This is a genomic window from Rhizobium nepotum 39/7 (assembly GCF_000949865.1).
Lineage (GTDB): Bacteria > Pseudomonadota > Alphaproteobacteria > Rhizobiales > Rhizobiaceae > Agrobacterium > Agrobacterium nepotum.
In genome coordinates, this window is the sequence record NZ_JWJH01000007.1 from 143890 (window position 1) to 160573 (window position 16684).

At 59.5% G+C, this 16684-nt stretch carries 13 protein-coding genes; 5 read left to right on the forward strand and 8 right to left on the reverse strand.

What is annotated here, in order from left to right:
• Window positions 1-144 precede the first annotated feature (144 nt).
• The 3 genes from RS75_RS08965 (at window position 145) to fdxA (ending at window position 4157) form a co-directional block, all read left to right on the forward strand.
• On the forward strand, window positions 145-3240 hold the full coding sequence (locus RS75_RS08965) for a helicase-related protein (protein ID WP_045019423.1): 3096 nt from the start codon (window positions 145-147) through the stop codon (window positions 3238-3240).
• Window positions 3241-3243: 3 nt separating this feature from the next.
• Window positions 3244-3660: an RNA-binding S4 domain-containing protein gene (locus tag RS75_RS08970; RefSeq protein WP_045019425.1), complete on the forward strand. Its 417-nt coding sequence runs from the start codon at window positions 3244-3246 to the stop codon at window positions 3658-3660.
• Between the two features lie 158 nt (window positions 3661-3818).
• A complete protein-coding gene (gene fdxA / locus RS75_RS08975; RefSeq protein WP_045019846.1) occupies window positions 3819-4157 on the forward strand; it encodes a ferredoxin FdxA in 339 nt (112 codons plus the stop codon).
• Window positions 4158-4239: 82 nt separating this feature from the next.
• On the opposite strand, the gene holA is transcribed toward fdxA, so the two are convergent.
• The 3 genes from holA to leuS are packed head-to-tail and all read right to left on the reverse strand — an operon-like array spanning window position 4240 to window position 8457.
• Window positions 4240-5277, reverse strand: coding sequence for a DNA polymerase III subunit delta (gene holA / locus RS75_RS08980; protein WP_045019427.1), 1038 nt, complete (start codon window positions 5275-5277; stop codon window positions 4240-4242).
• An 11-nt stretch (window positions 5278-5288) separates the two neighbouring features.
• A complete protein-coding gene (gene lptE / locus RS75_RS08985) occupies window positions 5289-5834 on the reverse strand; it encodes an LPS assembly lipoprotein LptE (RefSeq protein WP_052679668.1) in 546 nt (181 codons plus the stop codon).
• The gene (leuS, locus tag RS75_RS08990) at window positions 5827-8457 is read right to left on the reverse strand and encodes a leucine--tRNA ligase (RefSeq protein ID WP_045019431.1); all 2631 of its coding nucleotides are present in this window, start codon (window positions 8455-8457) and stop codon (window positions 5827-5829) included. Before leuS ends, lptE begins: the two co-directional genes overlap by 8 nt.
• 193 nt (window positions 8458-8650) lie before the next feature.
• On the opposite strand from leuS, the gene RS75_RS08995 reads away from it, so the two are divergent.
• Window positions 8651-9310 carry a YggS family pyridoxal phosphate-dependent enzyme gene (locus tag RS75_RS08995; RefSeq protein WP_045019433.1) on the forward strand — a complete coding sequence of 220 codons (660 nt, stop codon included), beginning with the start codon at window positions 8651-8653 and terminating at the stop codon, window positions 9308-9310.
• A 62-nt stretch (window positions 9311-9372) separates the two neighbouring features.
• On the opposite strand, the gene RS75_RS09000 is transcribed toward RS75_RS08995, so the two are convergent.
• Window positions 9373-10074, reverse strand: a complete 702-nt coding sequence (locus RS75_RS09000) for a DUF1013 domain-containing protein (protein WP_045019435.1) — start codon at window positions 10072-10074, stop codon at window positions 9373-9375.
• A gap of 232 nt (window positions 10075-10306) precedes the next feature.
• Between RS75_RS09000 and acs the strand changes: the two genes are divergently transcribed.
• Entirely contained in the window at window positions 10307-12265 is a 1959-nt protein-coding gene (gene acs, locus RS75_RS09005) for an acetate--CoA ligase (protein WP_045019437.1), read from the forward strand.
• A 117-nt stretch (window positions 12266-12382) separates the two neighbouring features.
• On the opposite strand, the gene RS75_RS09010 is transcribed toward acs, so the two are convergent.
• The 4 genes from RS75_RS09010 to RS75_RS09025 all read right to left on the reverse strand — a co-directional run bounded on the left by RS75_RS09010 (window position 12383) and on the right by RS75_RS09025 (window position 16517).
• The gene (locus RS75_RS09010; RefSeq protein WP_045019439.1) at window positions 12383-13390 is read right to left on the reverse strand and encodes a TRAP transporter substrate-binding protein; all 1008 of its coding nucleotides are present in this window, start codon (window positions 13388-13390) and stop codon (window positions 12383-12385) included.
• A gap of 36 nt (window positions 13391-13426) precedes the next feature.
• Window positions 13427-14704, reverse strand: a complete 1278-nt coding sequence (locus RS75_RS09015) for a TRAP transporter large permease (RefSeq protein ID WP_045019441.1) — start codon at window positions 14702-14704, stop codon at window positions 13427-13429.
• Between the two features lie 4 nt (window positions 14705-14708).
• Window positions 14709-15239, reverse strand: coding sequence for a TRAP transporter small permease (locus tag RS75_RS09020; RefSeq protein WP_045019443.1), 531 nt, complete (start codon window positions 15237-15239; stop codon window positions 14709-14711).
• A gap of 117 nt (window positions 15240-15356) precedes the next feature.
• Window positions 15357-16517: a fumarylacetoacetate hydrolase family protein gene (locus tag RS75_RS09025; protein ID WP_045019445.1), complete on the reverse strand. Its 1161-nt coding sequence runs from the start codon at window positions 16515-16517 to the stop codon at window positions 15357-15359.
• Window positions 16518-16684: the final 167 nt, after the last annotated feature.

Here is a 16684-nt window from a genome sequence, read left to right on the forward strand (position 1 = left end):
GCCCTGCACCAGTTTGCCGGCGTGGCCTATTGCCTTTGTTGGCGGGCATTGCCATGTGTGGTGCGTGCGGCCCTATCAGCAATGGTGGGCGGCACGGCAAGCAGATGAAGTCGATTCGCGGATAGTACGTTGAATTCTCGCCCCATGATCCTGAGCGGCCGCGGTGTTACGGCCGTTCTCGGCCCCACCAATACCGGCAAGACCCATTACGCGATCGAGCGGATGGTGGCGCATGGCAACGGTGTCATCGGCCTTCCATTGCGTCTTCTGGCGCGGGAGGTCTATACCCGTCTCGTCGAAAAGGTGGGTGCGCCGAATGTGGCACTGATTACCGGCGAAGAAAAAATCTCACCTCCCAAAGCCAAATATTCCGTCTGCACGGTGGAGGCCATGCCGCGCGAGACGACGGCCGCATTCGTCGCGATCGATGAGGTGCAGCTGGCTGGCGATCTGGAGCGCGGACATATCTTCACCGACCGCGTGCTGCACCTGCGCGGGCGGGAGGAAACGCTGCTTCTGGGCGCCGGTACGATGCGCCCGATCCTCGAAAAGCTGCTGCCGGGAATTACCGTGGTCGAGCGGCCACGTCTGTCGCAGCTTTTTTACGCTGGCCAGAAAAAGATAACCCGCCTGCCGCAACGCACGGCAATCGTCGCCTTTTCGGCGGAAGAGGTCTATGCCATTGCCGAGCTGGTGCGTCGCCAGCGCGGCGGTGCGGCCGTTGTGATGGGCGCGCTTTCGCCGCGCACGCGCAATGCCCAGGTCGAGCTCTATCAATCGGGCGACGTCGAGTATCTCGTAGCGACGGATGCCATTGGTATGGGCCTGAACCTCGATGTCGATCATGTCGCCTTTGCGCAGGACCGAAAGTTCGACGGTTATCAGTTCCGCAATCTCAATCCGGGTGAGATCGGCCAGATCGCCGGCCGCGCCGGTCGCCATCTTCGCGACGGCACCTTTGGTGTGACGGGGCGCGTCGATCCATTCGATGATGAAATGGTGGAGCGCGTCGAAACCCATCAGTTCGATTCGGTGAAGGTGCTGCAATGGCGGACGAAAAATTTCGATTTTTCCTCCATCGCCAATCTGCGCCTGAGCCTCGATGCCGCCCCGGCGATCCAGGGACTTTCACGGGCCCTGCCGGCGATCGACCAGCAGGCGCTCGAATATCTGTCGCGTTACCCTGAGATCATCGACGTGACGACGACGGATGCGCGGGTGGAAAAACTCTGGGAGGCGTGCGCGCTTCCGGATTATCGGCGCATTGCGCCCGCTCAACATGCGGACCTGATCTCAACGCTCTATTTCGATCTGGTAAAACGTGGCACTGTGAACGAAGATTTCATGGGCGAGCAGGTGCGCCGCGCCGATCGTACCGATGGAGAGATCGATACCTTGTCTGCAAGGATTGCGCAGATCAGAACATGGACTTATGTATCGAACCGCCCAGGATGGCTTGCCGATCCGACACACTGGCAAGAAAAGACGCGGGAAATCGAAGATCGATTGTCCGATGCTCTACATGAAAGGTTGACGAAACGCTTTGTTGATCGCAGGACATCTGTGCTCATGAGGCGCCTGAGAGAGAATGCGATGCTTGAAGCTGAAATCAGTGTAAATGGTGATGTCTTTGTAGAAGGACATCACGTCGGCCAGTTGGCCGGGTTCCGGTTCACACCGGTGCCGGGAATGGAAGGGCCGGATCAGAAGGCCGTGCAGGCTGCGGCGCAAAAGGCGCTCGCGCTCGAATACGAGGCGCGTGCCGCGCGTCTGCACGCCAGTGGAAACGGCGATCTCGCTTTGAGCTCCGATGGTCTGGTTCGCTGGTTGGGCGAGCCGGTGGCCCGCCTTTCGGCAGGCGATAACATCATGAAGCCGCGCGTGATCCTCGTCGCCGACGAGCAGTTGAGCGGCAATGCCCGTGATCACGCGCTGGCGCGCGTCGAACGTTTCGTCAATCATCAGATTGCGACCGTGCTGAAGCCGCTGGACGATATTTCGCGCGCCGAAGACCTTCAGGGTCTGGCGAAGGGACTGGCGTTCCAGCTGGTCGAAAATCTTGGCGTTCTGTTCCGCCGCGATGTCACCGAAGACGTGAAGTCGCTGGATCAGGATGCGCGTGCCTCCATGCGCCGCTACGGCGTGCGCTTCGGCGCCTATCACGTCTTCCTGCCCGCGCTTCTCAAGCCCGCTCCGGCGGAGCTTGTCACGCTGCTCTGGGCGTTGAAGAACGACGGTCTCGGCAAGCCGGGTTACGGCGATCTCATTCCGGTGCTGGCCGCAGGGCGCACCTCCGTGGTCACGGACCCGACCTTCGAGCGCATGTTCTACAAGCTCGCCGGTTTCCGTTTCCTCGGAAAGCGCGCCGTGCGTATCGACATTCTCGAGCGTCTGGCCGATCTCATCCGTCCGCTGCTGCAGTGGAAGCCCGGCCAGCAGCCACGTCCGGAAGGTGCCTATGACGGTCGCCGCTTCACGACGACGACTGCGATGCTTTCCATTCTCGGTGCAACGCTCGACGACATGGAAGAAATCCTCAAGGGCCTCGGTTACCGCGCCGATCAGGTGACGGCGGAAGAGGCTCAGGCCTTCCTCGCCAGCCAGGCCGGCGCTGCGGCTCCGGCCACCACGGAAGCGGTGACGGAAGACGAGAGCGCCGAGACCGAGCAGGATGAACCGGCTTCGGAAGAGCAGGCGTCCGAGACGGCGGCTGTTGAGGAAAGCGAAACTGCTGCTGAGGAGGCTCCGGTTGCGGAAGCCGAAGCCGTCAGCGAAGAGGCTGTTGCAAGCGAGGCCGTGTCCGTAGAGAGCACTGAGGCTACCGAGCCGAAGCCTGTTCTTTTGTGGCGTCCGGGTGGTCGCAACGAAAACCAGCGTGGCGAAAACCGTCGTCCCGGCAATCGCGGTCAAGGCCGTGGTGAGGGTCGCGATCAGGCGCCGCGCGAGCAGGGTGAACGTCGCGGTGAAGGCCGACGCGATAATCGTGACGGAGCAAATCGCGAAGCTGCCAATCGTGGCGGTGAAGGTGAGCGCAAGCGTGATGGCGGACGTCCCGACCGCGGCAACAACCGTAACAATGATCGTCAGGATCGCAAGGACAGGCCGGATCGCAATGACCGCGGCGGAAAACCGCAGGGTCAGCAGCGTTTCGAAGCCAAGCCGCCCCGCAAGGAAAAGCCAATCGATCCGGATTCGCCCTTCGCCAAGCTCGCTGCTCTCAAGGAGCAGCTGAAGAAGTAAGCTATGGGGAGCAACGAACAGCCACTCGAAAGTACGCGTCAGCGACTGGACAAGTGGCTGTTCTTTGCCCGCATGGCCAAATCCCGTTCGCTTGCCCAGAGCTACATTCAGTCGGGTAAGGTCAAGATCAACGGCGCCCCCATCCGCCAGCCCAGCCATATGGTGAAGGTCGGTGACAGGCTCGATATCGGTTTTGAGCGCATGGACAAGGTGCTCGTCGTCAAATCCGGGGGCGAGCGGCGCGGACCCTACGAAGAAGCCAGACTTCTCTATGATGATCTGACGCCGCCGCGCGAGCCTTCCGACAGGTTAAGTCCGCTTGAACAGGCTATGCGCCAGCCTGGCAGCGGTCGCCCGACCAAAAAGGAGCGCAGGGCGCTCGACAAGTTTCTGTCGGACAGCGACGGAAATACAGATTAGAATAAACCTCCAAGTCATGCCGGTTTTTCAGAATTGTTTATCCTTGCTATCTGAAGGCAAAGGCATTACCTCACATGCAAAATTGCCCTGTCTGAATTCCGGGCGACGGCTTGTGTTCCGAAGCCCACAGACCCGGCCTGCATATTCTGGAGTTCATCATGACATATGTCGTGACCGACAATTGCATCCGCTGCAAATATACCGATTGCGTTGAAGTTTGCCCCGTCGACTGCTTTTATGAGGGTGAGAATTTTCTCGCCATCAATCCTGACGAATGCATCGATTGCGGTGTGTGCGAGCCGGAATGTCCAGCCGAAGCGATCAAGCCCGATACGGAGCCGGGTCTCGACAAGTGGCTGAAGCTCAATACGGAATATGCGGCGATCTGGCCGAACATCACGATCAAGCGCGACCCCATGCCGGAAGCCAAGGAAATGGACGGTGTTTCAGGCAAGCTGGAGCTTTATTTCTCTGCTGAGCCCGGTCAGGGCGACTGAGTTTTCAACGACTGTCATGTGTCATGATTTTAAAAGCCCTCGCAGCGCAAGCGCGAGGGCTTTTTGCTGACCTTCAACCGGGTCATCCGCCTCGACCGGATTGCAAGGTGGTCGACAGTAACGTCAAAAGCGCCACGCTTTCCTCCAGACTTTGCCGTTGACGGCTTTGCAATATAGCGGCTTGCAGGCGGTTCATCTCGCGGGCGATCGCCGCCGGCTGCCAGGTTCGCAGCGCTCTTTCGATGATCGGTTTTCTGCGGAAATGGATATGGCGTCCGAGCGTTTGCATGACCTGACCGGCCTGCTGCTTTTTCTCGTCCATTTCGGCCCGCATCTGGTCGAGCAGCTGGAATTGCTTGAGGCATCCCTGAAGCACAAGGAAAATCGGCGTTTTTGACGAGACGATCTTCTGGGTCGCGTGGAAAAAGGCGTTTCTGTCACCTTTGAGGATGGCGTCGACGGCATCGTCCGCAGAAACCGTGCTGGCATCGCCGATGATCGCCAGTACATCGTCTTCCTCGATTACCTCCGCGCCACGGCAATAGAGCGCCAGCTTGCGGATTTCGTTGCGCGAGGCAATGCGATCGCCGCCCAGCTGGTCGATCAGTCTCTGCCGTGCGGCCGGCGCAATGCGCAGATTGTCGGCGGACAGTTCCTGATCGATCAGTGCATTCAAGGAGCGGGCGTCGTCCGCATAGCAAGGGATTGCAGCAATCGAGCGCGCGGGTTCTGCGATCTTGCGCAGCCCGGTGCCTTTTTTAATATCGCCCGCCTCGATGATCAGGAAGCTCGCTTCCGGCGGCGTTTCCGCCAGAATCTGAAGTGCATCCACCAGCGCCTTTTCGGCCGAAGCGCTTTTGACCCAGACGAGTTTTTCACCGCCAAAAAGGCCGATGGCGTTGACTTCATCGAGAAGGCGGCCTGGATCGCCCTGCAGGTCGGATGCGTTCAGTTTCAGCGATGCGAAGGCGTCATCGGGGTCGATGCCGGTCTTTTTGGCGATGAGGTTGGCTCGCTCCGATACAAGGCCTCGATCCGGCCCGTAGAGCACGAAAACGCGAAAACGCTCCGCCGGATTTTCGGCGAAGCGCTCGAACTCATGCGATTTTATCTCCGCCACGGCCGCCGCTCTCAGCGGCCGAGAGTGGCGGCGATATCAGTACGGATGATTTCAGCCAGTTCACGCGCCGCCCGGTTTTCAGCATCGCGGGTCGCCCTGATCTTGGCGAATTCCTGCTGCGGCAAATCCACCTGTGCCGTTACGCTGCGGCGTGCCGAGCGCAGGATCTGGCCGTCGGAGATGCGTGTCAGAACGTAATTGCCATTCATCACCACGCGGCCGGGATAAGGGCCGTCATAGTTGTTGTTGGTGCGGGTCGTCAGGTCGTAATTCTCAACTTCCGTGGAAGTGGCGCTCGATCCAACCGAAATCTTGACGTTGTATTGAGCCGTAGCCGGCTCACCGGCACCGCCGGACATCAAGAAAATCAGCTGGTTGCGCACTTCCTGTGTTACGCGGTCGCCGGCATTGGAAACGCTGACAGCCGCCAGCCTTTCCTTGGTTCCTGAAGCCTCGCCATAAAGCGGGCGCACCTGGCAGCCCGCCAGAAGACCAGCCATCATCACGACGGAAATTGCTGCCGCGACGCGGCTCCATCTCGAAAAAACGTCAGACAACAATGTTCACAATCCTCTGCGGAACCACGATGACTTTCTTGGGCTCGCCACCGGCAAGAATGGATTTGACGGCATCCAGCGCAAGGGCGGCCGTGCGGACCGCATCTTGATCCGCATCGCGCGCGATTGTCAATTCACCGCGCTTCTTGCCGTTGACCTGTACCGGCATGACGACGTCGTTTTCGTCGACAAGCGAGGCCACGAAGGTTGGCCACGGCGTCTGGGCAACAAGACCCTCATTACCCAGCGCCGACCAGCATTCTTCAGCCAGATGCGGCGTCATCGGGGCAATGATGCGGATGAGGATTTCAACGGCATCGCGGGCGGCCGCCTTCACGTCCTCCGGTTTGCCGCCAGCCGCGACATCGGCGAGCGGCCCCGCCAGCGCGTTCACCAGTTCATAGGCACGGGCGATCGCCTTGTTGAAGGCGAGCTTGTCCAGATCGTCCTGAACGGCCTTCAGCGTCTTGTGGGCCGCCTTGGAGACCGCCAGTCCTTCGCCCTCGCTCGCAGGCTTCGGCGTGACACTCTTCAGCTCATTCGCGACTTCGCCGATGATGCGCCAGACGCGCTGGACGAAACGGTTTGCGCCCTCAACACCGGCTTCGGACCAGATGACGTCACGATCAGGCGGGGAGTCCGACAGGACGAAGAAGCGTGCGGTATCCGCCCCGTAAGATGCGATGATGTCATCCGGGTCGACCACGTTCTTTTTCGACTTCGACATCTTCTCGATCGAGCCGATCTTCACTTCCGCGCCGGAGGACAGCAGGAATGCGCGGCGGGCACCGTCCGTCTCTTCGATCCGGAGGTCGGCGGGCGCTACCCATTCGCGGCCGGTGCCTTCACCATGGCTGTAGGTCTCGTGCACCACCATGCCCTGCGTGAACAGGCCCTTGAAGGGTTCCTTGACGCCGACATGGCCGGTCTCGCGCATGGCGCGGGTGAAGAAGCGCGAATAGAGCAGGTGAAGGATCGCATGCTCTATGCCGCCGATATACTGATCCACCGGCAGCCAGTGATTGGCGACCTTCGGATCCGTCGGCTCATCTTCCCAGGGCGCGGTGAAGCGGGCGTAATACCAGCTGGAATCGACGAAGGTATCCATCGTGTCGGTTTCGCGACGCGCGTCATGGCCGCATTGCGGGCAGGCGACATGACGCCATGTGGGGTGCCGATCCAGCGGGTTTCCGGGCACATCGAACGTCACATCGTCGGGCAGCTTGACCGGCAGGTCCTTCTTCGGAACCGGGACCACGCCGCAGACTTCGCAATGGATGACGGGGATGGGGCAACCCCAGTAGCGCTGACGGGAAATGCCCCAGTCGCGCAGGCGGAAATTGACCTTGCGCTCGGCCTGCGGCGCATTGCCCAGCGTCTGTTCGGAAAGTTTCTGCACGACTGCCTCAAAGGCGTCAGTCGTATTCAAGCCGTTCAGGAAGCCGGAGTTGATCATCACGCCGTCATCGGTGAAGGCGGTGTCGCCAATGGTGAAGTCGGCAGCGTCGGGACCTTCAGGGGCCACGACCGCCACCACTGGCAGATCGTATTTGCGGGCGAAATCCAGATCGCGCTGGTCGCCCGAGGGGCAGCCGAAAATCGCGCCCGTGCCATAGTCCATCAGCACGAAGTTGGCGATGTAGACCGGCAGTTCCCATGTGGGGTCCAGCGGATGCACGACCTTCACGCCGGTAGCCACGCCCTTTTTCTCAGCCGTTTCCAGAGCGGCGAGCGAGGTGCCGTGCCGGCGGCATTCGTCACAGAATTCGGCAATCGCAGGATTGTGCTCAGACAGCTCTCTCGCCAACGGGTGGTCGGCGGCAATCGCCAGGAAGGATGCGCCGAACAGGGTGTCGGGACGCGTCGTATAGACGGTGATGTCGGAAAAACCTTCCGGCACTGTGCCGGCAACGGTCTGCCAGCGCAGCGACAGGCCTTCGGAGCGGCCAATCCAGTTCTTCTGCATCAGGCGGACTTTTTCCGGCCACTGGTCCAGCGTGTCCAGCTCGTCCAGCAGATCCTGGCTGAAATCGGTGATGCGGAAGAACCATTGCGTCAAGTCACGCTGCTCGACCAGCGCGCCAGAGCGCCAGCCACGGCCGTCAATCACCTGCTCGTTGGCCAGAACCGTATGGTCGACCGGATCCCAGTTGACCTTGGACTGCTTGCGGTAGACCAGACCCTTTTCCATGAAATCAACGAACAGGGCCTGCTGGCGATGGTAATATTCCACATCGCAGGTCGCGAATTCGCGGGTCCAGTCCAGCGACAGGCCCATGGATTTCAGCTGGCCGCGCATGGTGGCGATATTCTGGTAGGTCCAGTCCTTCGGGTGGACCTTGTTCTGCATCGCCGCGTTTTCCGCGGGCATGCCGAAGGCGTCCCAGCCCATCGGGTGCAGAACGTTGAAGCCGCGCGCGCGCTTGTAGCGGGCGACGACATCGCCCATGGCGTAGTTGCGGACGTGGCCCATGTGAATGCGTCCCGACGGATAGGGAAACATCTCTAGAACGTAATACTTCTCGCGCGGATCGCTGTTGTCGGTCACGAAAACCTTGTCTTCGTTCCATTTCTGCTGCCAGCGCGGCTCGGCGTCGCGAGGATTGTAACGTTCGATGGCCATTGTTCTGAATTCCGGGTATCGAGGGGAAAAATTTGCGCTGACCTTCACCATGAAACGACCGGGGCGTCAAGTTTGGCGGGGCATCCGGGCGTTCAATCTTGGCCAGCGTCCCTCAAATGGTGCTAAACCCGCTTGGCATCAAGGCAATCGGCGTCTAGTTAACGTTGCGAATGGTTCAAATAAAGGTCCTGTGATGGAAATCGAAGCACGTCTTGAGGATGTCAGGCTACGCATAGCGGACGCCGCAGAAAAGTCCGGTCGCAAGGCAACGGATGTTGCTCTCGTCGCCGTCTCGAAGACATTCGATGCGGACGAGATCCAGCCGGTCATCGACAGCGGCCAGCGTGTGTTCGGCGAGAACCGCGTGCAGGAAGCGCAGGGCAAGTGGCCGGTGCTGAAAGAGAAGACACCAGACATCGAGCTGCATCTGATCGGCCCGCTGCAATCCAACAAGGCGGCGGATGCCGTTGCCCTGTTCGACGTCGTTCAGAGCGTCGACCGCGAGAAGATTGCCCGTGTGCTTTCCGAGGAATGCGGCAAGCAGGGTCGCAGCCTTCGCTTTTATGTGCAGGTCAATACCGGGCTGGAGCCGCAGAAGGCCGGCATCGATCCGCGCGAGACGGTCGCCTTCGTCGCATTTTGCCGGAACGAGCTGAAACTGTCGGTCGAGGGGCTGATGTGCATTCCGCCGGCGGAGGAAAATCCCGGCCCGCATTTTGCGCTTCTGGCGAAGCTTGCAAAACAATGTGGCCTTGAGAAGCTTTCCATGGGCATGTCCGGCGATTTCGAAACCGCCGTGGAGTTCGGCGCTACCAGCGTGCGTGTCGGCTCGGCGATCTTCGGCGCCCGGTAAACTTCTCAAAAACAAAAAACCCGGCGCTGCGGCCGGGTTTTCATAAACTGAAAGACTTTCGATCAGTACTGATCGTCCTCGTCTTCATCCTTCGGTGCGGATTTCAGCGACGAGAGCTTCTTGAAGACGGCGTCGGCGTCGATCTGCGGTTCTTCCTCGCGCTGGTAGTTGTAATCCAGACCTTCCGTCGCCGTTGCCGGCTGCAGCGTGTTGCCGAGCTCTTCGGCGGTCGGCAGTGGGCGGCCGCGCGAGGCGCGTTCGACTTCGAGATCGAGATCGATCTGGCTGCAGAGACCAAGCGTTACCGGATCCATCGGTGTCAGGTTGGCCGAGTTCCAGTGGGTGCGGTCGCGAATCTGCTCGATGGTGGATTTGGTGGTGCCGACGAGGCGCGAAATCTGCGCATCCTTCAGTTCCGGATGGTTGCGCACCAGCCAGAGAATGGCGTTCGGACGATCCTGACGCTTGGAAACCGGCGTATAGCGCGGGCCACGACGCTTGGATTCCGGCACGCGAACCTTCGGCTCGGAAAGCTTGAGCTTGTGGTTGGGATTGCCTTCGGCACGGGCGATCTCGTCGCGGGAAAGCTGTCCGGTCGCAATCGGGTCGAGGCCTTTGATACCCTGCGCGGCTTCACCGTCGGCAATCGCCTTGACTTCGAGCGGATGCAGTTTGCAGAACGTAGCGATCTGATCGAACGACAGCGCGGTGTTGTCAACGAGCCATACAGCCGTAGCTTTTGGCATGAGCAATTGTTGAGCCATAGATACAGTCCTTCTGTCCGTCCGCGCCGTGTCGCGGGCGTGGTATCAACCACTGATTTCCGGGATATTGGCGCTCTATAACCGGATTGCATCATAATTGCAATTCTTTGCGAAACAAATGCCTTTGTCTAATTGCCGTCAGTCATTGACCTGCTATGAATTCACCACATGTCTGAGGATGGGAGTCTCTCGGCGCGCTAAAACAAGACATACTTGGTTTCAGGAGGAGTTCATGTCTGCCAAAATCTATCCGGTGCTCAAATCGGCGAAGGCCCGGACACTCATCGATAACGAGCGTTACCAGAAATGGTATCAGGAGAGCGTCGAGGATCCCGAAAAGTTCTGGGACAAGCACGGCCGGCGGATCGACTGGTTCAAGCCCTATACCAAGGTCAAGAACACGTCCTTCAAGGGACGAGTGCCGATCAAGTGGTTCGAGGACGGCCTGACCAACGTCTCCTATAACTGTATCGACCGGCATCTGAAGACGCATGGCGAGCGCACGGCGATCATCTGGGAAGGCGATAATCCCTATATCGACAAGAAGATCACCTACAATCAGCTCTACGATTATGTCTGCCGCCTGGCGAACGTGCTGAAGAAGCACGGTGTGAAGAAGGGTGACCGCGTCACCATCTATATGCCGATGATACCGGAGGCGGCTTATGCCATGCTGGCCTGCGCCCGTATCGGGGCCATCCATTCCGTCGTGTTCGGAGGCTTCTCGCCGGAGGCGCTGGCGGGCCGCATCGTCGATTGCCAGTCCACCTTCGTCATCACCTGCGACGAAGGCGTGCGCGGCGGCAAGCCGATCCCGCTCAAGGAAAACACCGACAAGGCGATCGATATCGCCGCCAAGCAATATGTCATCGTCAACAAGGTTCTGGTCGTGCGCCGCACCGGCGGCAAGACCAGCTGGGCGCCGGGCCGCGATATCTGGTACCACCAGGAAATCGCCACGGTAAAACCGGATTGCCCACCGGTGAAGATGAAGGCGGAAGATCCGCTGTTCATCCTTTACACATCGGGTTCCACCGGCAAGCCCAAGGGCGTGCTGCACACGACGGGCGGCTATCTCGTCTATACGTCGATGACCCATGAATATGTCTTCGACTACAAGGACGGGGAAGTATTCTGGTGTACCGCCGATGTCGGCTGGGTTACCGGCCATTCCTACATCGTATACGGACCGCTGGCGAATTGCGCGACGACGCTGATGTTCGAAGGGGTTCCCAATTTTCCGGATCAGGGCCGGTTCTGGGAGGTCATCGACAAGCACAAGGTCAATATCTTCTACACTGCGCCGACGGCGCTCAGATCGCTGATGGGGGCCGGCGACCAGTTCGTCACACGCTCTTCGCGCGAAAGCCTCCGCCTTCTCGGCACGGTGGGTGAGCCGATCAATCCGGAAGCATGGGAGTGGTATTACCATGTGGTCGGCGAGGACAAGAGCCCTATCGTCGATACATGGTGGCAGACGGAAACCGGCGGCATTCTCATCTCGCCGCTGCCGGGAGCGACCGATCTGAAACCCGGTTCGGCGACGCGGCCGTTCTTCGGCGTGCAGCCGCAATTGGTCGATGCCGAAGGCAATGTGCTGGAGGGCCCGGCCGACGGCAATCTCTGCATCATTGACAGCTGGCCGGGCCAGTCCCGATCCGTCTACGGCGATCACCAGCGCTTCATCGATACCTATTTCTCGACCTACAAGGGCAAGTACTTCACCGGTGACGGCTGCCGACGCGACGAGGACGGTTATTACTGGATCACCGGCCGTGTCGATGACGTCCTCAACGTTTCCGGCCACCGTCTCGGCACGGCCGAGGTGGAATCGGCCCTGGTGTCGCATCACCTTGTTTCGGAAGCGGCCGTGGTCGGTTATCCGCATCCCATCAAGGGGCAGGGCATCTATTGTTATGTCACGTTGATGGCGGGCCAGAGCGGCGATTATGCGCTGCGCGAAGAGCTGGTAAAGCACGTCCGCAACGAGATCGGGCCGGTTGCGACGCCCGACAAGATCCAGTTCGCGCCGGGACTGCCCAAGACCCGCTCCGGCAAGATCATGCGGCGTATCCTGCGGAAAATCGCGGAGGACGATTTCGGCGCGTTGGGGGATACATCGACGCTTGCCGATCCCGCAGTGGTGGAAGATCTCATCGCCAACCGGCAGAACAGGCTGGCCGCATCCTGACGGACGATAATAGTGAGAAAGGCTGCTTCGGCAGCCTTTTTTCTGATCTGTAATTTCTGCAAACAAAAACACCCGGAGGCGGAACCTCCGGGTGTTTTCAATTGTATGCAGTCAGGATTACTGGCCGCGGATCTTCTTCAGGTCCGCCAGAACGGCGTCGACGACGTCAGCACCGATTTCAGCCTTGTGCTTTTCGTAGACGATCATCGACTTCTCGCGGATACGGGCCTGCTCGTCGGCAGACAGCGTATTCACTTCGAGACCGGCCGCCTTGATCTTTTCCAGCGACTTCTGGTTCAGTTCGCGGATGACCTTACGCTCCTCGTCGCGACCGACGACTGCGCATTCACGCAGGGCCGTCTGCTCTTCAGGCGTGTAGCTGTCGAAGATCGGCTTGGAGAAGAGGAAGAGGAACGGCGTGTAGGCGTGGTTCGTCTCGGTGATGTACTTCTGCACCTCGTAGAACTTCGAGGTGTCGATCGTCACATAGGGGTTTTCCTGGGCGTCGATCGCATTGGTTTCCAGCGCCGAGAAGACTTCGCCGAAAGCCATCGGCGTCGCATTGGCGCCGAGGTTCTGGAAGGTGTCGAGGAAGATGTTGTTCTGCATCACGCGAACCTTGAGGCCGGAGAAGTCTTCCCACTTGTTCACGGCGCGCTTGGAGTTCGACAGGTTGCGGAAGCCGTTTTCCCAGTAGGCCAGGTTTACGAGGCCCTGTTCTTCCAGCTTCTTGTTCATCATGTCGCCGAAGGCGCCGTCCATGACGGCATCGGCTTCCTTGGCGTTGGAAAACAGGAACGGCAGGTCGAATACGCCGAGCGACGGGATGAGACCGACGAGCGGCGACGAGGACGTCACGACCGCTTCCTGAACGCCGGAGCGCAGGGCCTGCGTTGCCTGGAGGTCACCGCCGAGCGCGCCGCCCCAGAATGCCGTCAGCTTCAGCTTGCCGCCCGACTTTTCGTCGAGGCAGGCCTGCATGGCCTTGATGCCGTTGCCGACCGGGTGGTCCTGATTGATGCCGTTCGAGACGCGGATGTTGCGGCTGTTGAATTCGGCCATTGCCGGTGCTGCTGCGCCGACGGCGAAAGCGATGGCTGTGGTGGTCAGAAGAAGCTTTCTCATAATATCCTCCCTTGGATTGTTTGCGAGAAGTGGCGATTAACGAAGATACTGCAACGGAACCATGACGATGTCCGGGAAAATTACCAGCAGCGCCAGAACGATGGTTTCCGCGACGAGGAACGGCCAGACGCCGATCGTGACCTTGCCGAGCGGGATACGCCCGACACCGCTGACGACGTTGAGCACGACGCCGACCGGAGGCGTGATCAGACCGATGGCGTTGTTGATGATGAACAATACGCCGAAATAGACCGGATCAATACCCGCCTGCTTGACGATGGGCATCAGAACGGGCGTCAGGATGAGGATGGTCGGCGTCAGGTCGAGTGCGGTTCCAACGATGAAGACCAGCACCATCATCGCAACCATCAGAAGCATCGGACGATCGATCAGCGGCTCGATGTAGCCCGCGACCTCGTTTGGAATGTTCGCTGCCGTGATGAGCCAGGCGGAGACGAGTGCTGCGCAGACGAGGAACATGATGATCGATGTGCTCTTGGCCGCGCGCAGAAGCACGTGGAACAGATCCGCAGGCTTCAACTCGCGATAGATCACCATGCCGACGAAGAGAGCGTAGACGGCAGCGACGACCGCGGCTTCCGTCGGGGTCATGATGCCCGCCTTGATGCCGCCGAGAATGATGACGGGCATGCCAAGCGCCCAGCCGGCGCGGACCGTGGCAACCAGACGTTCCTTGGCGGAGGTTTTGGGCAGGGGCTTGATGTTATCTTTGCGGACCACGATCAGCCACGCGATGATCAGCGAAATGCCCATCATAATACCGGGAACGATACCTGCAAGGAAGAGCTGGGTGATCGAGACATTGGCGGCGACGCCGAAGACGATGAAGGCCATGGAAGGCGGAATAACCGGAGCGATGATGCCGCCCGCAGCGATGAGGCCGCCGGAGCGCGGAATATCGTAACCGGCCTTCGCCATCATCGGGATGAGGATTGCGGCAAGGGCTGCGGTATCGGCTGCCGCCGAACCGGAGATGCTGGCCATGATGATGGCAGCTACGATCGCCACGATGCCGAGGCCGCCCCTGATATGGCCAACAAGCGCAATCGCAAAGTCGATGATGCGGCGGGAAAGACCGCCGGAATTCATCAACTCGCCGGCCAGGATGAAGAAGGGGATGGCGAGCAGCGTAAAGGTGTCGGCGCCCGAGATCATGTTCTGGGCAATGATCGCGGTGTTGAACATGCCCATGTACCACATGAGCACGACGCCGCAGAACATCAGCGAGAAAGCGACGGGAACGCCAATCGCCATGGCTCCGAGAAGAGAGCCGACAAAAACGAAAAGTGTCATGGTATCAGCGCTCCGAAAGCTGTTCGATCGTGAGGTTCTCGCCGGCGAACTGGGCGATTTCGTCCTCTGTCACGCGGCCCGTCACATAACGGTAAAGGCGCTCCAGAGCGATGATGAACATCAGGCCGCCGGTGAACATGCCGATGCCATAGACCCAGATCATCGACAGCTTGGTGACAGGCGCATGCATGCTGGCATTGATGGCGGACTGCTTCCACGTTCCCCAGAAGAAGATGGCGGAACAGCCCAGAATGATGATGTTCGATGCGATCATGCAGACGACGCGGGCGCGGCGCGACAGGAACATCACGAGAGTTTCGATGCCCATGTGGCTGTTTTCACGGAAGGTCAGCACGGCACCGATGAAGGTCAACCAGACGAAGAAGTAGCGCGACAGTTCTTCCGAGATGTTGATGCCGGAATTCATCGAATAACGCATGACAACGTTGACGAAGACCATGATCGACATGCCAGCGAGCAGCACGACGAGAATGATTTCGAGAATCCGGTAAAAGAGATTGATGGTCTTTTGCATTTTCCCCTCCCGAAGAAATATCCGGAACATTTCCGGCGAAGGATCACCTTCAATGCCCCATTTATTGGTTTTTCACAATTCCGGACGCAAAACCGCGATGCACTTTTGCCGGATTGCTCAGAGCAGCCCCCGTTTCGCCAGATTGCGCATCAGGGCCGTGGTGCCGAACGTCCATTCCGGGCATTCGTCTGTTGTCGTGACCCAGTTGATCAGCTTGCCGAGCTTGGGCGTGGAGATTTCGACACGGTCGCCCTTGGAGTGAGTGAAACCGAGACCCGGGCCATGGCGATCCTTCACCGGCGCGAACATCGTGCCAAGGAAAAAGACGGCGCCGTCAGGATATTGATGGTTGCGGTTCAAGAGCTGGGACGCAAGGTTTTCCGGCGTGCGGCTGATCGCCTGCATCGCGCTGGCACCCGTCATGGTGAAACCGTCTTCACCTTCGACCAGCAGCGATATCTGCGCCTTCTTCACGTCTTCGATGGTGAAGTTTCCATCAAACAGGCGGATGAAAGGACCGATCGCGCAGGAGGCGTTATTGTCTTTCGCCTTGCTGAGCAGCAGGGCGGAGCGGCCTTCGAAATCGCGCAGGTTGACATCGTTGCCGAGCGTCGCGCCGACGATGCGTCCATCGGAGGCGATGGCGAGCACCACTTCCGGCTCCGGGTTATTCCATTGCGATTTAGGGTGAACGCCGATCAGCGCGCCGCAGCCGACCGAGGCCATGGCCTGCGCCTTGGAGAATATCTCCGCATCCGGGCCAATACCCACTTCCAGATATTGCGACCAGAGGCCCATTTCCTGAAGCAGTTTCTTCACTTCGGCCGCTTTTTCGGAACCGGCCTCAAGTCCCTTGAGACTGTCGCCCAGAACCGGCGCCAGCCGTCCGCGGATTTCCTGCGCGCGCAGCGGGTCGCCCTTGGCCTGCTCCTCGATCACGCGTTCCAGCATGCTGTCGGCAAAGGTGACGCCCGCAGCCTTAACGGCCTGAATGTCGTTGGGGGCGAGAAGTTCGCCGGCGGAGCCATCCAGAAAGGCCTCAAGCGCGCCAAGCGCTACGAATGTGCCGGTCTCTGCAAGCCGCTCCACGAGATCGGTCTTTTCCAGAAGTTCGGACATGGTCGGGGAGACAGAGGTCAGGTCGTAGAGCACGCCGCCTTTAAGGAGGACGGGGCAGGGGCCGCCTTCGCTTTTCGACCAGACGCGGCCAACGAGCAGGGCGTTTTCAAAATCTTCAGGCAAAATTGCGGTAACGTCGATGGACCTTGAGCCGGTCATGTATATCCTCCCCTTCAGGTCTCCGACAGCCGCCTCCTGCGGTCTTATTGTCTGGATGTCTGACAACCTAATCTCATTCTTCTTAGTATGACTTTTGCGACGAGTCTAGCGGTCTCGCGGACAAAATTATCGTCTTCTGTGACTGGATCGCCGGAAAGCTTTGAAAC

Bases quoted from the DNA above. Each gene is read 5' to 3' on its own strand.
- RS75_RS08965 (WP_045019423.1), top strand. From the start codon at position 145: ATGATCCTGAGCGGCCGCGGTGTTACGGCCGTTCTCGGCCCCACCAAT.
- RS75_RS08970 (WP_045019425.1), top strand. From the start codon at position 3,244: ATGGGGAGCAACGAACAGCCACTCGAAAGTACGCGTCAGCGACTGGAC.
- fdxA (WP_045019846.1), top strand. From the start codon at position 3,819: ATGACATATGTCGTGACCGACAATTGCATCCGCTGCAAATATACCGAT.
- leuS (WP_045019431.1), bottom strand. From the start codon at position 8,457: ATGGCCATCGAACGTTACAATCCTCGCGACGCCGAGCCGCGCTGGCAG.
- RS75_RS08995 (WP_045019433.1), top strand. From the start codon at position 8,651: ATGGAAATCGAAGCACGTCTTGAGGATGTCAGGCTACGCATAGCGGAC.
- RS75_RS09000 (WP_045019435.1), bottom strand. From the start codon at position 10,074: ATGGCTCAACAATTGCTCATGCCAAAAGCTACGGCTGTATGGCTCGTT.
- acs (WP_045019437.1), top strand. From the start codon at position 10,307: ATGTCTGCCAAAATCTATCCGGTGCTCAAATCGGCGAAGGCCCGGACA.
- RS75_RS09010 (WP_045019439.1), bottom strand. From the start codon at position 13,390: ATGAGAAAGCTTCTTCTGACCACCACAGCCATCGCTTTCGCCGTCGGC.
- RS75_RS09015 (WP_045019441.1), bottom strand. From the start codon at position 14,704: ATGACACTTTTCGTTTTTGTCGGCTCTCTTCTCGGAGCCATGGCGATT.
- RS75_RS09020 (WP_045019443.1), bottom strand. From the start codon at position 15,239: ATGCAAAAGACCATCAATCTCTTTTACCGGATTCTCGAAATCATTCTC.
- RS75_RS09025 (WP_045019445.1), bottom strand. From the start codon at position 16,517: ATGACCGGCTCAAGGTCCATCGACGTTACCGCAATTTTGCCTGAAGAT.